This window comes from Bacillus sp. OTU2372, assembly GCF_038440275.1.
Taxonomy (GTDB): Bacteria; Bacillota; Bacilli; order Bacillales; family Cytobacillaceae; genus Neobacillus; species Neobacillus bataviensis_B.
In genome coordinates, this window is record NZ_JASATK010000011.1 from 88628 (window position 1) to 106483 (window position 17856).

Annotated in this window: 13 protein-coding genes and 1 pseudogene; all 14 read right to left on the reverse strand. The window is 30.8% G+C overall.

Going from position 1 to position 17856, the window contains the following annotated elements; genetic code table 11:
* Positions 1-309 precede the first annotated feature (309 nt).
* The 14 genes and pseudogenes from AAHB15_RS17785 to AAHB15_RS17850 all read right to left on the reverse strand — a co-directional run bounded on the left by AAHB15_RS17785 (position 310) and on the right by AAHB15_RS17850 (position 17816).
* The gene (locus tag AAHB15_RS17785) at positions 310-1332 is read right to left on the reverse strand and encodes an acyltransferase family protein (protein WP_342042977.1); all 1023 of its coding nucleotides are present in this window, start codon (positions 1330-1332) and stop codon (positions 310-312) included.
* 630 nt (positions 1333-1962) lie between these two features.
* A pseudogene (locus tag AAHB15_RS17790) lies at positions 1963-3664 on the reverse strand (phospho-sugar mutase).
* A gap of 17 nt (positions 3665-3681) precedes the next feature.
* Positions 3682-4767: a glycosyltransferase family protein gene (locus tag AAHB15_RS17795; protein WP_342042978.1), complete on the reverse strand. Its 1086-nt coding sequence runs from the start codon at positions 4765-4767 to the stop codon at positions 3682-3684.
* A 60-nt stretch (positions 4768-4827) separates the two neighbouring features.
* Positions 4828-6216, reverse strand: coding sequence for a sugar phosphate nucleotidyltransferase (locus tag AAHB15_RS17800; protein WP_342042979.1), 1389 nt, complete (start codon positions 6214-6216; stop codon positions 4828-4830).
* Between the two features lie 142 nt (positions 6217-6358).
* A complete protein-coding gene (locus tag AAHB15_RS17805; protein ID WP_342042980.1) occupies positions 6359-7876 on the reverse strand; it encodes a lipopolysaccharide biosynthesis protein in 1518 nt (505 codons plus the stop codon).
* 154 nt (positions 7877-8030) lie between these two features.
* Positions 8031-9113, reverse strand: a complete 1083-nt coding sequence (locus AAHB15_RS17810) for a polysaccharide pyruvyl transferase family protein (RefSeq protein ID WP_342042981.1) — start codon at positions 9111-9113, stop codon at positions 8031-8033.
* Positions 9114-9153: 40 nt separating this feature from the next.
* Complete coding sequence (locus tag AAHB15_RS17815) at positions 9154-10164, reverse strand: glycosyltransferase (protein ID WP_342042982.1); 1011 nt, start codon at positions 10162-10164, stop codon at positions 9154-9156.
* Between the two features lie 86 nt (positions 10165-10250).
* Positions 10251-11285 carry a glycosyltransferase family 2 protein gene (locus AAHB15_RS17820; RefSeq protein ID WP_342042983.1) on the reverse strand — a complete coding sequence of 345 codons (1035 nt, stop codon included), beginning with the start codon at positions 11283-11285 and terminating at the stop codon, positions 10251-10253.
* Positions 11286-11425: 140 nt separating this feature from the next.
* Positions 11426-12397, reverse strand: a complete 972-nt coding sequence (locus AAHB15_RS17825) for a DUF6625 family protein (protein WP_342042984.1) — start codon at positions 12395-12397, stop codon at positions 11426-11428.
* Positions 12398-12415: 18 nt separating this feature from the next.
* Positions 12416-13150 carry an acyltransferase gene (locus tag AAHB15_RS17830; RefSeq protein WP_342042985.1) on the reverse strand — a complete coding sequence of 245 codons (735 nt, stop codon included), beginning with the start codon at positions 13148-13150 and terminating at the stop codon, positions 12416-12418.
* On the reverse strand, positions 13143-14444 hold the full coding sequence (locus AAHB15_RS17835) for a hypothetical protein (RefSeq protein WP_342042986.1): 1302 nt from the start codon (positions 14442-14444) through the stop codon (positions 13143-13145). Before AAHB15_RS17835 ends, AAHB15_RS17830 begins: the two co-directional genes overlap by 8 nt.
* Before the next feature lie 124 nt (positions 14445-14568).
* Positions 14569-15609 (reverse strand): glycosyltransferase family 2 protein, encoded by a 1041-nt coding sequence (locus AAHB15_RS17840; protein WP_342042987.1) that lies wholly within the window; start codon positions 15607-15609, stop codon positions 14569-14571.
* A gap of 92 nt (positions 15610-15701) precedes the next feature.
* Positions 15702-16769, reverse strand: coding sequence for a glycosyltransferase family 4 protein (locus tag AAHB15_RS17845; RefSeq protein WP_342042988.1), 1068 nt, complete (start codon positions 16767-16769; stop codon positions 15702-15704).
* Between the two features lie 243 nt (positions 16770-17012).
* A complete protein-coding gene (locus AAHB15_RS17850) occupies positions 17013-17816 on the reverse strand; it encodes a WecB/TagA/CpsF family glycosyltransferase (RefSeq protein ID WP_342042989.1) in 804 nt (267 codons plus the stop codon).
* Positions 17817-17856 lie beyond the last annotated feature (40 nt).

Genomic DNA, 17856 nt, shown 5'->3' on the forward strand with positions numbered 1-17856 from the left:
CCCTCCTTTAATACAATTAATAGAATTAATAGATTACCCATATTTATAAATTGCAACAACATCCATTCCTGCTGTTATATAATTCGAGTTAGATAGTAAAGTAAAACTTGTTGGGTTGTCTTTAACGAAATTTAAACCGTTCAATTGACGTACACCACCAACATGAACTGTTACTTGACCTGGGTATAGAAGTCATCATCAAGCGTGAATATTAATTGCTCTTCAAGCGTACAAGCTTCTCCAATTACGACACTTTCAACAATTTTATTTACACAATATAACAGTTATAAATTAGTCACCTGATTATTTTTAGGCTGAATTATTACTTCTCTTTTTTATAGAATCCACTTGCTTTTTCCCTAATAAAAAATAAAAGTATTTATTGATAATTTTTATTAATGGTACCAATATTAAAACAGTTAGAAAGAACACAAGTAAGGAAAAATACAAATTATTAGCTATATAAACATTGTCATGTTTAGTTGTAACACTAATTAATTTACTGACAATAATTATTATCTGAATGTGAATAGCCATGATAATTAAAGAATTTTTTCCTAAAAAAGAAATCGTTTTGACATTTACCATTTCCTTACACATTAATAAAATGGCAAGAATCCCCGAAAAAGCAGAGCCATAATATAAAAAGTAATTATTTAAATTTAATGAATATAAATCAACTTGTTTATTGTACCTTCCTAATATGACATTAATAATTATCAATCCAATAAAAAATATGATATTAAATTTATTTGATTGAATATTTTTGAAAGAAAGGTAACCCACTTCTAAGAAAACAAATCCTATTAAGATTCTCATAAATTGTATATAAAATTCATTATGAGAAATTCCTAAGTTAACGAAAGGCAGAGTGGATAATATAACCAGCATTAGTAAAATAACTTCTTTTTTCTTTATATATTTCATTGATATCACAAAAAGAATTTCAACAAAAAACAAGCATGGCAAAAACCATAATGCATCTATCCCTTTAAAAGTGATAATTGCAATAATTTCGTTGGAAACAATATTTGACGTTATTTTTCCAGTTAAATAGGTATTTATAAACCATAAACAAAAGATAATAAGTGAAAAACCCAAATATGGTAAAAGCAAACTTTTTAGCCTATTCTTAATTGACTTTTTCATATCAATATTTGAATCTTTTAAACTTAATATACAGCCTGATATGAAAAAAAATAAAGGCAAATGAAAAGAATATATCCAAATGCCTATAGTACTAATTTGGCAAGTATGTCCGAGAACGACCAATAATATCGCAATACCTTTTGCAATATCCAAATATTCAATCCTATTTCTATTATTTAACATAAGAATCTTCCTTTTATTATATATTCCAATGATGCCCCTCCTAATGTACCAGTATTTACCCTACTCTTACTAGTAAATGGAATATTAGAAGGAATATTTTCTTGTTTTTATACTTATAAAGTTTTTAGCTTTGCTGTAATTTGTGGGACATAGAAGTATAGATACCCGTTATAGTTCGGATGTGTTCCCATTGTTTCGCCTGTACCAAAATAAGTCGTTAACCAAGTTGAATTATACCGCTTAGAGATTGATTGTTTTTCGCATATCAATGTAAGGGATTAACCATTTTTCTATTGCTGTAATAATAGCATCCTAATATTGATTTTGATTTGGATATTCTTCAAATGTTGCTGTTTCTAATTTATGACCTAAAACAAATAACTTTTTAGTAGTTGGCTACTCAGTAATAAGAGATTTACACATGCTTTCTACCACACCAATAACAGTTGTTTCGTTCAAGTTGCTATAAATCCACTTATTAAATTACCTGTAGTCAAACTTCCGAAAAGGTCATTGAAACCACCTTTAAGAAGAATATACTCATAAGTTCCTGTCTTGGCTTTAAAACGTTCTAGAATAATGTCAGTTCGACCATGTATTGCCAACGTTGTTCCACTTACAGCTGCTTTATTAAAGGATTACCCTTTCTGCTAATCGATCATTTACCAGATTCATTACAGCCGTATGAATAGCAGTCAACTTCTCTTGGCTATCTTCCATCGATTGCCCTTTAACCCCAAAGTAAAACTTCGCCTTAGGCTCTATTCCAGAAAGACGCAGACAGCAAGTTAATCTTACTTTCAAGATTACCAGCTTTTCTTATGGAAGTCGCATAGTCTTCTACCGCTTCTACTTTAAATCCTGCAACCTCCCTCAAGCATTCACTTCTGAAAGTATCCATTAACCCAGCAATCTGTTCAGCTCCATCTTTCCCCTTAAGAGTAATCGACTCGAGTGACACCTGATAAAGACTATACTTCTCAAAAATAGCTAAAAGGCCTTCATACATAGTCATACCTTTAGATTTATAATAGGCAGCGACTTCCGCTGCAAAAATGGCAGATTGAACGGCATCTTTATCACGGACAAAATCTCCAATAAGATACCCATAGCTCTCCTCATAGCCAAATAAGAAGGTATGTTTACCTGTTTGTTCAAATTCATTAATCTTTTCGCCGAAGAATTTGAAACCAGTAAGTGTATCCATTGTTTCGATACCATAATGCTCAACAATGGCCCGGCCAATTTCAGAGGTAACAACGGTTTTAATGACGACACCATTCTGAGGAAGTATGCCTTTCGCTTGTTTTTGAGATAGTAGATATTCAAGCATTAGGGCTCCCATCTGGTTACCAGTTAGAACAACAAACTCACCAGAACTATTTTTTACAGCTACGCCTAAACGATCTGCATCAGGATCGGTCGCCATAAGAATGTCTGCATCAATTTCCTCACCATACTTAATCGCTATTTCAAAAGCTGCATGTTCCTCCGGATTAGGTGACTTAACAGTCGAAAAGTTCGCGTCAGGCAGTTCCTGCTCTTTTACAACGGTAACATGTTCAAATCCGAAGGCCTTTAGACCCGCACGTACAGGCTTATTTCCTGTCCCATGTAATGGGGAGTAAATAACCTTTAAATCCTTTGCGACATCCGCTACCAGCTCATGATTTAGCTGCAATGTTTTCAATTGTTCTACATATGCATTGTCGATCTCTTCGCCAACATAGGTTAGTAAGCCTGTTGAGAGAAGATCCTGCTCTTCCGCTACTTTGACAGTTAGTTCATTTTCAACAGCATTCACATATTTAATAATCGTATCTGCTGCTTCTGGAGGAATTTGACCTCCATCTTCCCCATACACCTTAAAATCATTGTACTCCGGCGGGTTATGACTCGCTGTGATACCACCCCTGAAAAAGCTTGTAAATACCGAACAGCAAAAGATATTACTGGTGTTGGACGAAGTTCATTAAATACGTACGCCTTAATTCCATTCTTACCTACTGTTTTGGCAACTTCTAACGCAAATTCAGGTGACTTATGACGTGAATCATAGGCAATAACGACTCCACGCTGTTTTGGCCTCCTCTCCTTGTTCAAGGATAAACTGAGCCAATCCCCCAGCTGCCCTTCGGATAGTGTATGTATTTAAACGGTTAATACCAGGTCCAAGTTCTCCACGCATGCCGCCGGTAACAAATTCTAAATGTTTATAAAATTGGTCCTCTATCAATTTTTTATCGCCTTTTATTTTCAATAAGGCTTCTTTTAAGTCATTCTCTAATTCACTTAAAGAAAGCCATCTTTCTGCATTTCGCAACCAAGTCACAATGTGTTCCCCCTTTTCTACAATGTATAAATATTAATAATTTGTAAGATGTCGATAGCTATCTGGTCTGCTTCATGATTATTAACACTGCCGTTCTCATTAACCACTCTCTTAATACCTTTCATAAAGGACTGGTCCAACTGATATGACTTAAACTCGTCCCAATCAATGGTATGACAAAGATAATTGTTCTTAAGATATTTGATGGTGTTTTGATCTTCTTTCATAGAAGGTCTATTAAGGATTAATAGAGGTACATTTGCATGTAAGGCCTCCCCAATCATCCCCCAGCCTGCTTTTGAAATAACCAGATCTGATGTCGCAATATAATTCTGGGACTCTAAATAATCGCTAGGTATTCGAAAGACGTTAGAACGGTTTACATGGACATTTGAAGAAACGATAAAGACACAATCTGGGCTGTCCCAAATTGGAAACATCTCTAATGAATCAACCCCTATTTTCATTCCAAGTCCTAAAAATACAACATGCTTCTGACCGTTTGGATTAATTAAACCTCTTATTCTTTTGACCTCTTTTAAATTGACTTCCCTTGAAAAAAAGCCATACTGTTTTGTTGTAACATTCCAAGCTTCATAGCTCCCAGCCAAAGAAAAGAAGTGAGTCATTTTTTGATAGGCTGCTTTAATTGGATGTAACTCTTTTTCTTCAATTAACCCTTGATAGGCCATATACCATGTAAAATTTGAGAGACCAATAGCAGGAATACCTATACGTTCAGCGGCTTCAAACGGAAGTGAAGATATATCTGAAACAACCAAGTCCACCTCATTCTGTTTTAGGTATTCTTTTTCCTGCTCAATCTTGTCACCCCAATTAGCAACAAACTTTTTATATTCTTCAAGTAATTGTGCTCTATCAGGCTGGATTGAATCCTCTACTAAGAAATAGCCCACATCCGTATTAATGTTTCGATAACTAACACGATTAGAGTTTAGTGAATCTTTAATAAATGATAGTGCAAAGGAATGACAAACGATAATTCTCGCTTCAGGATCTTTTAGAAGGCTCCTTATAACTGCAATACTTCTTGAAGCATGCCCATACCCATAATCAGATATATAATAAGCTATGGTTTTCACGGTATCACCTCAAATAAAAACAAAAAGAGGAAGAATCCTTCATCTCTCCCTCTTAAAAAATTATAATATTACTTTTGCTTTAGAGTTATTGAAGTGATTAATAACATCATCCCATTTAAAATAGAGACGAGTAAAATCTTCATCACTAATGCCGACTCCAGTTTGAACCTCAACAAATTCCAGCTCAGACAGTGCCTTAATTCCATGCTTCTTGCCTGCTGGCAGATGAATGATATCTCCCGCTTTTACTCGAGTAATATAATCATCCAATGCTAATTCACCCTCACCGCGAACGATCGTCCATACCTCATCACGCAGGTTGTGATAATGATAGGTTGAATTCATTCCTTCATGGATACAAATCCGTTTAGTTACCATTTCGTCCCCATCATCATACTTAGCATAATCAAGAACTCGAGACCACCCCCATATTCTTTCTTCGTACATTGGTGGGTGATCAAATCCACTAATTAAATCTTTAATTTTAGGACTTGAAGCTTTATCCGCTACTAAAATACCATCCGAACTTGCTGCTACAACAATATCCTTAACACCAATAACCGTAACTGGAATATCTAGTTCGTTAATTAAATGGGTGTTTACTGTATCATTACTTACAACACCTTTTCCCAATTGGGACGTTGCCATTTCTTCTGTTAACGTATTCCAAGTTCCGAGATCTTTCCAGTAGCCGTCATAAGGAAGTGCCACAATACGGTTCGCCTTCTCCACTACTTCATAATCAAAGCTAATCTTTGGTAGATTAATATACTGTTGTGAAAGGTTATCATAATGGAGTGGAAAACCTTTTTCTACCAATATATTAATTAAATATTTCAATTTGAAAGCAAATACACCACAATTCCAAAGGGCGTTTATATCAATCAAATTTTGTGCCATTTCTTCACTTGGCTTTTCCATAAAATGATTGACAGTAAAGTAAACATCTCCTTCCACTTTAGCCTTGGGAACAATATATCCATATTTAGATGAAGGATAAGTAGGTTTAACACCTATTAAGGCCAAATCTGCTTCTGTATTCAACAATACATTCTCTAACTCTTTTATTTTCTCAAAAAAGTTATCCTCTACAAAAGGATCAACAGGTAATACAACAATGACTTCATTTTCTACAACATTCTGAACGGAGAATAGATAAGAAGCAGCTAAAGCAATGGCTGGGAAAGTATCACGACGTTCGGGCTCAATAATAATTGGTACATCCATACCGATTTGGCTATGAATCATATCTCTTTGCATTTTTGACGTAGCTATGATGGAAGAACTGGCTAGGCCTACTCTTTCCAACTGGCCCCATACACGCTGTACCATTGATTGTTTATCTCCGTTAATACCTTTTAATACTTTTAAAAACTGTTTTGATCTAGTATCATTTGATAATGGCCAGAGGCGTTTTCCTGATCCACCAGAAAGTAATACGAGCTTCATAATATCCCTCACTTTGAATCGAATCTGAAATTAATTAGAAAAGCTGTCCCCATTTCTAAGATGAAAAATTGACAAACACCATTTACTTTGCCGCTGTATAAATGTTAAAAACCTACTAAAGGTAATTTCGAATCATTTTCAATTATTTGCTTATTATTCCTTTTACTCTATTCACTAACAATTTATATCCACTTGTTTTTCGATAAAATAATATTACAGCTACTAAACTTATTATTCCTACTACAACAGATTTAATAATTAGTTTAATCCAAGAATCTATTAAAAAATAATTTGATATGATTGTTAAAATTACTATTAACCCTAAAGTAAATATTAAGTTCATAAATAAAGGAAAGTAATATTCTCTAACCTTTTCTTTGAAATAATCTCTAAATAATAATTTAGGTTCATACCAAAAGTAGGTTGATAATCTTGATATAGCTGAAGCAAATAATATACCAGCAACTCCTATATATTTTCCTAAAAGAATAGACAGAAAAATGTTCAATATTGCACAAAATACCATAACATACTTAGTTTGCACAAAAAGTCCTGTCGCCTCACGAAATGACCAAATTGGATGTAGGACACAAGCTAAATAGAAATTTAAGATAATTGATATCAAGATAAAATAATCTAATACATATTTTGTCCCTAGCCACAAATAAATTAAATTATTAATTAGAACAAATAAACATATGGTAACAAAGCTACTAATAATAAGACTAATTGTCTGCATTGACTGAAATATTTCAAAACGCTTGGTTTGTTTCTCTGTAATTATCAGATTTCCTATACTAGCAGTTGCAGAAGAGTAAAAAATATTTATAAAGTTACTTATTGCTGTTAAAACCATATTATAGTTTGAATAAATACCAACCCATATAGTCCCCACCATAGTTGAAATCAATATATTATCTGTCCCATTAAGAAAAACCCCGGAAATTTTATACAAGAATATTGATTTCATATTTTCAAGTATATCCTTTTCCTCTTTTTTTTCTAATTTTAATTTATGCTCTTTTAAAAAAGGATATAATTTATCGGCCTTTCGTGAAGTAATTATATTATTAATAAATGTCGATAATAATTGTATTAATAAATAAACTATATAATTTCTCGTTATTAATAAGAAGAATGATTGAAAAACTACTCTTGCACAATTAATGCTAATCTGGTATTTAGATATGAGGTAATTTTTCTGATCAGCATTTATTATTGATGTTTTATAAACAAATAAATAAGAAATTACCGTGTTTGCCAGAAATAATAAATAATAAATCTCTAAATAAGGAATAGAAGTGTCCAATTTGACCAAATGCCTCAAAAAGGGCACTAGTGATAAACCAATAACCGATACACAAAGAGCAATAATACTGTATACCTTTTTGTAAAAATTTATTAGAGAGGTTACTTTTTTATAGTTATTTTCAGCTAAAGGTTTATAGAAGCTATAGACCATGGCAGTTCCAAAACCTAAATCTGCCAGTGAAAGCATCATTAAGACATCTGAAAACAGTCCACTAATACCCAAATATTCTGCACCAAGTATCTTGACAAATATAGTTCTATTAATAAAATTTAATAATAATGTTAGTGTTTGGTTCAGTATTCCAAATGCTACATTACGTGTTGTATTTTTAGTTCTACTTTCACTCATATTTTCTCCTATTATATCTATTAAATATCAATAAAAGAGATATTTAAAATTAACACCATATTTGCAATTTTATAATATTCCCATGACCTTCAGGTAATTTAAATTTGGACTTATAAATTAGTTGAATACTTTTGTATAAGTCAATGTAATTTTACTATACCTTTAAAATTTCAGAACTAATTGTTTTTATTATTCTTTTATAATACTCAAATGCAAAATTATTATCATATTGATTTCCATCAAGTTTTAATAATTCTTCTATATACTTATTTATTTCGTTCTCATCTTCTAAAAATTTTATATATGGGAGATGTTTAATCCATTCATATGTTCCTTTAACCTTCTGATTATAATTACTTAAAGCAATACATGGTGTTGCTGTAATTGCTGCAAAAACCATTCCATGTAATCTATCAGTAATTACTAGCTTAGATTTTCGGAAAGTAGACCAAACTTTATTCAGTTCATCCTCCCTAGTATCAACATCGATGTAATAATCTACGACGGTATCTGTCTTTATAACATTATTTTTAATTGATAGTTGGTTATATAGTCTTTGCTTAAAATCATTGCTTACTATCCTTTCTGGGTCATCCCTGAAACAAAAAAGGATATCATTTCGTTCCTCAACATTTTTATTCTCATTAAGGTACATTACTATATCGGGTGTTAAAATTAGATTATTGTTTTTAAAGACATCTTTCATTTTGTTATAGGAGACTGTTTCTCTACCGATAATTGTTAATTTGCTATGCTCTTTATAAATATTTTTAGTCTTTTCAAGTTCTCGCCTTCCAAGATTTGTATCACTAAAATATATTGTTTGCGGAAAGGAAATAATTTTTTGTTCTTTAAAATTAGAAATTACTATCCTTCTTAATTCCTCTTCACGTATATATTGATCACCCATATTCCCCCCACCATGTAACATTATGATATCATTTTGTTTAATTATTTGTTTTAATTTTTTTAGATAGTAATTAAATTGCTCAAAGTGTATTTCAAACACATCAAAGTTTTTACAATTATCTTGTAAAAATTTAATCTCAGCATGAGCAATTGCTTGATCTCCTAAATTTCCATGTGTGGGTGTTCCTATTAAAAATATTTTACTTTTTTTGCTGTTTTTTATAAATTTAACTAGTTTTACATCTGCCTTTTTTTCTTTCCAAACTTTGCGAATGACAGAATCTTTAATATTAGAAATTTCATTTTTTAACGAAATAATAGTAATCACCTCTAAAAAGTATTAGGTTTTTGAACGATTTAAATATAATTTATTTAATAACTTTCATTTTCATATCCATTAGTTTAATTAAAAATTTTATTAAAAATATAGGACTGTACTCTAATAAATACATAATAAATTTGGATGAGTAACTAATATCAGAATCACTTTTAAAATAATGGAAATTGTTTTTGTTATAACTAACTAAATAACGGAAAGCTTGTTCCTTATTATCTATGTCTGATTTTAATAATGAACTCATAGAGTTTCTAATTATTCCTTTTAATCTTCTTATTGCTAAGTATTTTAATTGGGGCAAATTATTTATGCTATAAAAAGATATTTGATTAGAATAAGCATCCAATATATCCAGACGTTTTATATTAAATTTTTCACCCATAATACTATTAGTTCTTTGCAAATAATAATATAACTTAAAAGAAGTTGTAATTAACTTTTTTGTATTATATAAGAGTTTATAGGTAGTATACTCATCTTCATGTAATTTTCCTTTAGGAAATCTTATATCTGAAAATAGCTCTTTTTTATATAACTTATTCCAAACAACTACAGCACTGACATAATTGTTACTATATAAATTATAAAGTGCTTCTAAATTATTAAAATAGTTAACTTCGTGATTTATTAGAAGGTTTTGCTTTGTTTTATCTATATAATTATTATCTTCATCAAATACTTTTTGAAATTCACATTGTGCAATATCTGCGTCATTTTTAAGAATTAGCTCCATTAAAATCTCATAAAATTTCACATGAATAAAATCATCTGAATCTATAAGGCTAATATACTCCCCTGTTGTATTATCTAAACCTACATTTCGCGCATCAGAAAGACCGCCATTTTCCTTATGAATTACTTTAATTCGACTATCCTTCATTGCATAATAATCACATATTTCCCCACACTTATCGGGAGAGCCATCATTGACTAGTATTATCTCTAGATTTTTATAAGTTTGTTTAATAATACTTTCAATACATCTTGGTAAAAATTTCTCTACTTTATAAACAGGAATTATTACACTTATTTTCGGTCTCATTAAGTTTACCTCTACTAAAAAACTGTAAATATAGTTTATTTTTCTTTCTTATTATTAAATAATAGTCTTGTAAACCTAAAATTCTACTACTTTATCCATTTTTTTAAACTTTGGATCTTTAAGATTATCCTTCGAAATAACCGAACTCTCTTGTATAGTAAGAAAAAAATATTAGGAAATAGCTTAAGTAAAACATAAAAAAGTTTTTCTTTTAAGTGGACATAATCTATATATTTTTTTGCCTTAGATAGATATTTCTCTACATATAATTCATCAAAATTTCCGTTTGCAAACTCAACATCAATAATAGTCTTAATATAGGTAGTGGCATACAACTTTTTTACGAGTGTATAAAATTTTGAATCTGACTGTAACTTCTTCTTACGAGTTTCCTCTTCCATAAGACTCTCAAAAATATCCACAGCAAAAATTTTAGACCTTTCCTTATCATAGCTTTTTGAATTCACTGTACTATTGGAACGAATCAAATAATTATAAGAGACTTTTTCATTATAAATAGCATTATCAATATGTGTTATATATTGGCAGCAAAATACAAGGTCTTCCCAAATTTTAATTTGCGGATTAAATCGTAAGTGATATTGATTAATAATTTTCCTTTCAAATATTTTATTCCATAAATATCCTAGATACATAACATAGTCAAAAATATCATTTAATGCTTTATTTCTGGATATAAGTCTCTTTTCAAATGAACTGTGATTACCACTTTTTTTATTTGAAATATCATTTTCATTCACTTCACGATACCCTATAATCCCTAGTTGAACTTTCTTGTCTATCAGATTATATAGATCTTCTACATGAGTTGGTTCTATCCAATCATCCGAATCAACAAACACAATATATTTTCCTTTAGCTAAGTCAATACCTTGATTTCTAGCAATACTGACACCCTCATTTTTTTTATGAATTACCTCGATATTCTCATGTTTTTCTGCGTAAGAATCGCACATTATTTCGCTACCATCTGTTGATCCATCATCAATTAAAATAATTTGTATATTCTTAAATGTTTGCTCAAGTAAACTGTCCAAACACCTATTTAAATATAACTTCACATTATATACTGGAACAATTACACTTACTAGATGTTGCATTTATTCACCTCAAACTTATCTGGACTTTTTGAATTATATAAACGTTTTTATTTCCAATAAGAACAATGCATACTTCAACAAATAATATAAAATAAGTGTTAGATCCTATCGGAGTAACAGAATAAAAAATCACTATGACATTAATAATTTTTTATTAGACATTGTATTTTACGTTTTATTTTATTTGAATAAAGGTCAAATAGGTGCATATTTACAGGGCTTTTTGAAATAATTCTCCATTCAGTTAAAGTGTCAGGTATCCTCTCTAACGGTTTAAATCGATTAGGAACTATTTGAATAAGATTAGCATTCTTAACTGAATCTGTAATTTTCATTTTCCTCATTTGAAAGTGCATATATAGATATTCTTGACATATCAGTTTATTACTTTGGGGATTTTGGGAAATAGCCTTTATTTTTCCGTTATCCCATACATAAAGTGTATCTTTAAATTTTAGGTCAATAAACTTTCGAATTTTAGGGTTATATTTTTTCAATTCAAATCTTGCCTTATTGACCGCAGGATTGATGCTTAAGTCTTCTTGATAAATACTTGCTCCATTTTCTAAAAAGATCGAATGAACATTTTCATCAAAAAAATCTTCGTCAAATCCTCCAATTTCCGATGTGGCAAAAAAAGTCCTATAAATGGTTTTATTTTTGTACCTCTGCATAAACATTCTATTATTAGTAGAATTATTTTTATACAAAGTTAGATGTCCAACAGCAAAGATCTTGTCATAATCAATTTCAAATAATGGAAACAAGAATTTTTTAAGATCCCCAAATATTAAATCACAATCACAATGTCCCCAATACTGATAATCCTGAATAAAGTTCTCAAAAATATAACCATAAGCGGGTTTAAAATCACATAGTTTATAGGGTTTATCGAGTGAAATTTTAAAATCGAATTTTGACGAAATTAATCTTTTAAATTCTTGAAAATCCATATACTTTAAATAAACATTTGGTGGAAATGAGTACTCTTTGAGATTATCTGTTATTATAAGCCAGTCAAAATCGTGATTATAACTACAGCTCTTTAAAAAAAGTTCAAAGTAATTATTAAATTCACCGAAATACGGTAAGATAAATATACATTTTTTCATTTTTCTTCACCTAAATTCTTACTTTATCTGTTTAATATCAAATCCACAGAATCTTAGAAACTCATGATAATCAGAAAATTGCGCTTTACGAGAAGAAAGAAATGCTTTACTATCCTTATAATTGCCCGTTTGCATCAACTTTTCTTCAAAAACAGAACACAGTTTTTCAGGGGTGTTTTCAAATAACATGAAATATTCATGAAACACTTCTTTTTCCGGAACCATCTGAAACTTTTTATAATACTCAAGAGCTAATGACTTAGCTTCCTCAAGTTGTTTTTCCTCTCGCTTTATATAAAAATCTTCAATACTCATTATTAATCTTGCTGGATTACCAGCATATACACCATTTGATGGACAATTTTTCGAGACAACACTTCCGGCACCTATTACTACGTTATTACCAATAGTCACACCCCGAAGAATTGTGGCATTCATACCTATAAAAACGTTATCTCCTATTGATACCTTTCCAGACGCCCCCAATATTGCTCCTTCACCTTTAGGAACTTTTAACTTTTTTAAAACAGACCAACTATAATCATGTGTAAGAATAATTACACCATGGGTTATTTTTACATTATTGCCGATTTCAAGCATCCATGGATACTGTATATCAATCAAAGAATGTCTTGGGGAATAAATAATGCAATCTTTACCTATTTGAACTCCAATTTTACGTAAATAGTCTATATACAAATCTGAAGAAGCTTTTGGTCCAAATAATAGTTTTTTTATTTTATCTTTAATCATTAATCAATTCCACGCCTTTTCTCTTCATAAATATTGCATCTTTCATAAGAATGCCACTCAAAGTTAGTGCAAAAAAAGCAATATACCCAAAATCCATCTTTAATAGTGCGTTATACCAAATGGAGACAATGCACACCACAACCATAATTTGTGTTATAACGATATAATACTGCTCCTTTTTTACAATCCATTTCCGAATATATGATGCGTAAACAAAAATAGCGACAAAAAAACTAACATACAGAATAAATCCCACATATCCAGTCTCCAAAAATGTCCATTGATGTGTAAACCAACGATAATGCCACTGTCCATATTGCACATAAAATGAACTTGTAAAATACGGAAACGCTGAGTACTCAGCATTACCAAAACCATAGCCAAACAAATTTAAAATAATATCATTTTTGAAAAAGATACTATTAATTTGGCTAAAGGCACCCCACCTGCTAATTTCATACCCACCACTTGTCATATTTGCATAATCCTCAATCATTGCAAAGTTAGTTAAAATCTCAAAATGAAGGGGAAATAGATTTTTTAATATAGTTAAACCGATAAATATTCCACCTATCCCAACAATGAAAATTTTAAATTTTTTCCAAGTAGCATTACAGAATAACAAAGCTAAAATTAGAATTATAACAAACTCAAAATAAAATATTTTTTGTTCTGCCATAGCGTTTATTATCATAGTGGATAGCATAATAAAAATCAGTTTATACAGGGGTAATTTTTTTGATAAATATGAGCAGGTCGCATAAGCCAATAACAAACAACTAAAAACGGTAAGACCCGCTCCTCCACCATGACCAAAAATGCCGCCTAAAAAGTCCTGACTCAATCCCAACACGAAATACTGGTAAAAAGCTAGAACAAGGTTTAACCACTGCAATTTATAAAACAATCTAAAAAGATAGTCAAGATCATTCTTATTTAAATAGCATACACACGCTATAAAGAAAGTAAAAAAACGAAAGGTATTTCGTATGGCCCAAACAACCAAGTTAATTGGAACTAGGTTTATAATTATTCCAATTATTATACTTAAGATAAACAGACCTATAACAATAAGGATTCCTGTTAGTTTCAAATTTTTAAAGGTAAGTACAAATCGAGGCAAAATAAAGTAAAACAGTGCTACTACACAAATATCATTCAAATAACTAATTGAGCTTGGAAAATGGAAATCGTCAACTAATGTTCCCATCAATAGCGTAAGAATTAATATAAAATATATTAACCTTTTGGGTCTTATTTCATAACGTGATTTACTTAGTACTAAGTTATTCAAAGATGTTATCCCCCATTTCATAAAACATTTATGAGTTTTTTTCTATTTTTCAGGCTTTACTTTAATGACAACTTAGTACTCTATGAAAAGCAAATACGACAAAGCCAGAAACAACAAGAGTTGATTATTTATTTTTTTTTAATAGTCTATATAAATAGTAAATAGCCATTGAGGATTTGTATTTCATTAAAAGAGCAATTATTCTTCCTTTTAATCCTGTAGATTTTAAATCACAATTTTTTAATGCTTCGATTAGGTTTAAATCATTCAAGAATGTATATATATTTTCAATTGATTTTTTTGAAGAATGATCTGTAAATTTTGAGCATTCGTTAGTTATACAATCATAAATAGCATCGATATAAAAATGATTAAGCCTAATCTTTAAGACTTCTGATAATTGCCAATTACAAAGGACACTTTTGTAATTTTCATATAATACCTTTTTACGATCGTACATATTAATTCGATACCTTTGTGTTAATGATCCCAGACGATCATCATAGTTATATAAATACTCGTGTAAAACTTTAATACTCTCAGCTTTATTTATTACCATAACATTAAAAAGGTAATCCTCATTCAATACAATTCTTTCTGAAGTAAAAGTGATATTATTTATTTTCAAAAAATCTAACCGGTAAAGAGAAGACCAAGCAGAAAGCAGAAAGTCTTGTGAATAATTAAATAGATCCTTCCTGCCAACAGCATCCGGCAATAGAAAACTAATAATTTCCTCTTTTTCATAACTTCCTTCCGGTATACTTGAGACCTTTCTTTCTAATATCAAACCATTCCTTCTCTTTTGATAGCCATACTTTATAACATCAATTTCTTGTCCAAATGCTTCACTCATTAAAGTTTCAAACATACTGGGTTCAACCCAATCATCTGAGTCAATAAAACAGATATATTTTCCGACTGCATGCTGCATTCCAAAGTTCCTCGCACTCGCCAATCCTCCGTTCGGCTTATGAAAGGCAATAATTTCATTATATTTGTTCGCTAACTCGTCACATAGATCCCCAGAACCATCTGTTGAACCATCATCTACTAGTATAATTTCCATATTCCCATTACTTTGAGTTTGAATAGACTCAATACAACGTATTAAATATTCTTTTACATTATATACAGGTACTATTACACTAAAAAAGGGCTTCATTATTTCACTCCACTCTGCATTACTCAATAACTATGAACCATTCTTCTCTTAAGCAATATAAGTAAGCGTAATTATTTTCACTAAATTTAACTTTAAATAGATTTATAAAGATGTTCTATTTTACTGATATTGCTTTCGAAGCTATAATCCTTTGAAACAATAGAATAACTGTTCTTGCTGAATCTTTTCAGCTTATCAGCTTCTGTGAGTAATTTCACCAATGCTTCCGCAAACCCGTCTACGTCTCCCGGTTCACACACATAACCGTTCTCATCCTCATGTACAATCTTAGGTATTCCCCCTACCCTAGTACTGACTACCGGAAGTCCATATCCCATTGCATCTAAAATTGACATTGGCATTCCTTCATTATAAGAGGGTAGAAAAAATACATCACTTTTGCGAAGTAACTTATCTTTTTCTTCATCTCTAACCCATCCAGGGAATATTACGTATTTTTCTACCCCTTTTTCTATTAGTAAATCTCTTATATTATCAATATCCCCACTACCACCTAGTACAAACTTAACAGTTGGAATCTCTTCAACAACTTTTTTAACCACTTCTGGAATATCATAACAACCCTTCCTGAGACCAATCTCACCCAAGAAAAGTATTTGACCATTACTTTTCCGATTCAATTTATCGTGGACTGCGTCTTTATGAATGGTACTATAATTCTCAATAATCACAATTCTTTCGGATGGTACAATCATACTCAACCGTTCCTTCCATTCTTCAGAAAGGGCAATCATTATATTGCATTTATTATAAATCTTCCTTATTAATCTCTTTTTCTTTTCACTTGCATTCAAAAAAAAAGTATCAAAATCCGCACCATGACAATGATTAATAATTGGTATTCCTGCCCAGTACGCCAAATAAATATATGGTATTTTGCGATAAAAACTAGGGCCAAAGGAAGAATGAATATGCACTATATTCGGTTTCTCTAGTAACAGAACCATTAGAAAGTGAAGATATCCAAAAATAGCCTTTAGAAGTTTTGTGAACTTACTACCATCTTTATATGACTCGACATATTTGATACTAAATATCTTCTCCAATATAGAACCTCTATATCCATTGACTACAGCAGCTATTCCACCTTTAACCATTGGATCTTGTACTACCATACAAATTTTCTTTTTTCTATTCATTATAGGTATCACCATATTTATTAGAATAAATTATTAATTTACTTTAAATGTCCTTAGTATTTTTATATAAAATCACACTTTTTAATAATTTAAGAGCAAAGTAGTTAAGTAAAGTACTTTGGTCAAAGACATTATTTATTAATTAAACCTCGATATGAAAAAAAGGAACTATATCTAATTCCCTTAAAGAATTAAGTGTAAAAAACATTGCGTTTTTTCACCAAAAATATATTATTAAAAATTTTATTTTCCACTGACTAATAGCCATATAAACTTTGTGTTAGTATGGAAATATCGCTTAAACAATCTTTTCGGTTCTTGTATCAGCCGGTACAACCATTCAAGATTACTTTTCTGCATCCATTCAGGAGCTCTAGAAAGGTTTCCTGCAATATAATCAAAACCAGCTCCAATTCCAATCATTAGCCCATTTATTCTTCCTCGATGAGAAGCCATCCACTTTTCCTGTTTCGGTGCACCGAGACCAACCCAAACAAAGTCAGGTTTAGTAGCATTAATTATCTTAACAATTTCTTGATCTTCTTCCTGTGACACAGGTCGAAAAGGAGGACTGTACATCCCGGCAATTTCTATACTGGGATAGTTTTTTTTTAAGTTTAGTAGGAGTTTTTTTAAAGTTTCTTCTGTTGAGCCATAGAAAAAATGACGATAGCCCTTTTCTGAAGAAATCTTAAACATTTCTTCCATCAAACTAGGACCAGTGGTTCTAGCCATATTTTTATGGCCACGTATTCTGCCAATAGTAGAAAGCGGCCCACCATCCGGAATTGCCAGTATACCACCGTTCTGTACAGCACAATATTCTGGTTCTTCAAAACTAGTCACCGTGGTATGAACATTGGAAACACATACATAATCACCTGATAAGCTTTTTATATTACTATTAAAAAAGTCTATCAACCACTCCATATTAATAGCAGCTATATTTACTCCTAATATATTACATGTAGGTATTTTCGATTTATCAACTTTACTAACCGCAATCTCAAAGGCATTATCTTTGTCTTTGTTATTTGAATTTGACACCTGTTTTTCTCCCCCCAATGACATCAATAAATAGTGAAAT

Coding starts and splice junctions, on each gene's coding strand:
- AAHB15_RS17840 (WP_342042987.1), bottom strand. CDS start 15,609: ATGAAGCCCTTTTTTAGTGTAATAGTACCTGTATATAATGTAAAAGAA.
- AAHB15_RS17815 (WP_342042982.1), bottom strand. CDS start 10,164: ATGAGACCGAAAATAAGTGTAATAATTCCTGTTTATAAAGTAGAGAAA.
- AAHB15_RS17785 (WP_342042977.1), bottom strand. CDS start 1,332: ATGTTAAATAATAGAAATAGGATTGAATATTTGGATATTGCAAAAGGT.
- AAHB15_RS17800 (WP_342042979.1), bottom strand. CDS start 6,216: ATGAAGCTCGTATTACTTTCTGGTGGATCAGGAAAACGCCTCTGGCCA.
- AAHB15_RS17830 (WP_342042985.1), bottom strand. CDS start 13,150: ATGATTAAAGATAAAATAAAAAAACTATTATTTGGACCAAAAGCTTCT.
- AAHB15_RS17820 (WP_342042983.1), bottom strand. CDS start 11,285: ATGCAACATCTAGTAAGTGTAATTGTTCCAGTATATAATGTGAAGTTA.
- AAHB15_RS17825 (WP_342042984.1), bottom strand. CDS start 12,397: ATGAAAAAATGTATATTTATCTTACCGTATTTCGGTGAATTTAATAAT.
- AAHB15_RS17845 (WP_342042988.1), bottom strand. CDS start 16,769: ATGAATAGAAAAAAGAAAATTTGTATGGTAGTACAAGATCCAATGGTT.
- AAHB15_RS17805 (WP_342042980.1), bottom strand. CDS start 7,876: ATGAGTGAAAGTAGAACTAAAAATACAACACGTAATGTAGCATTTGGA.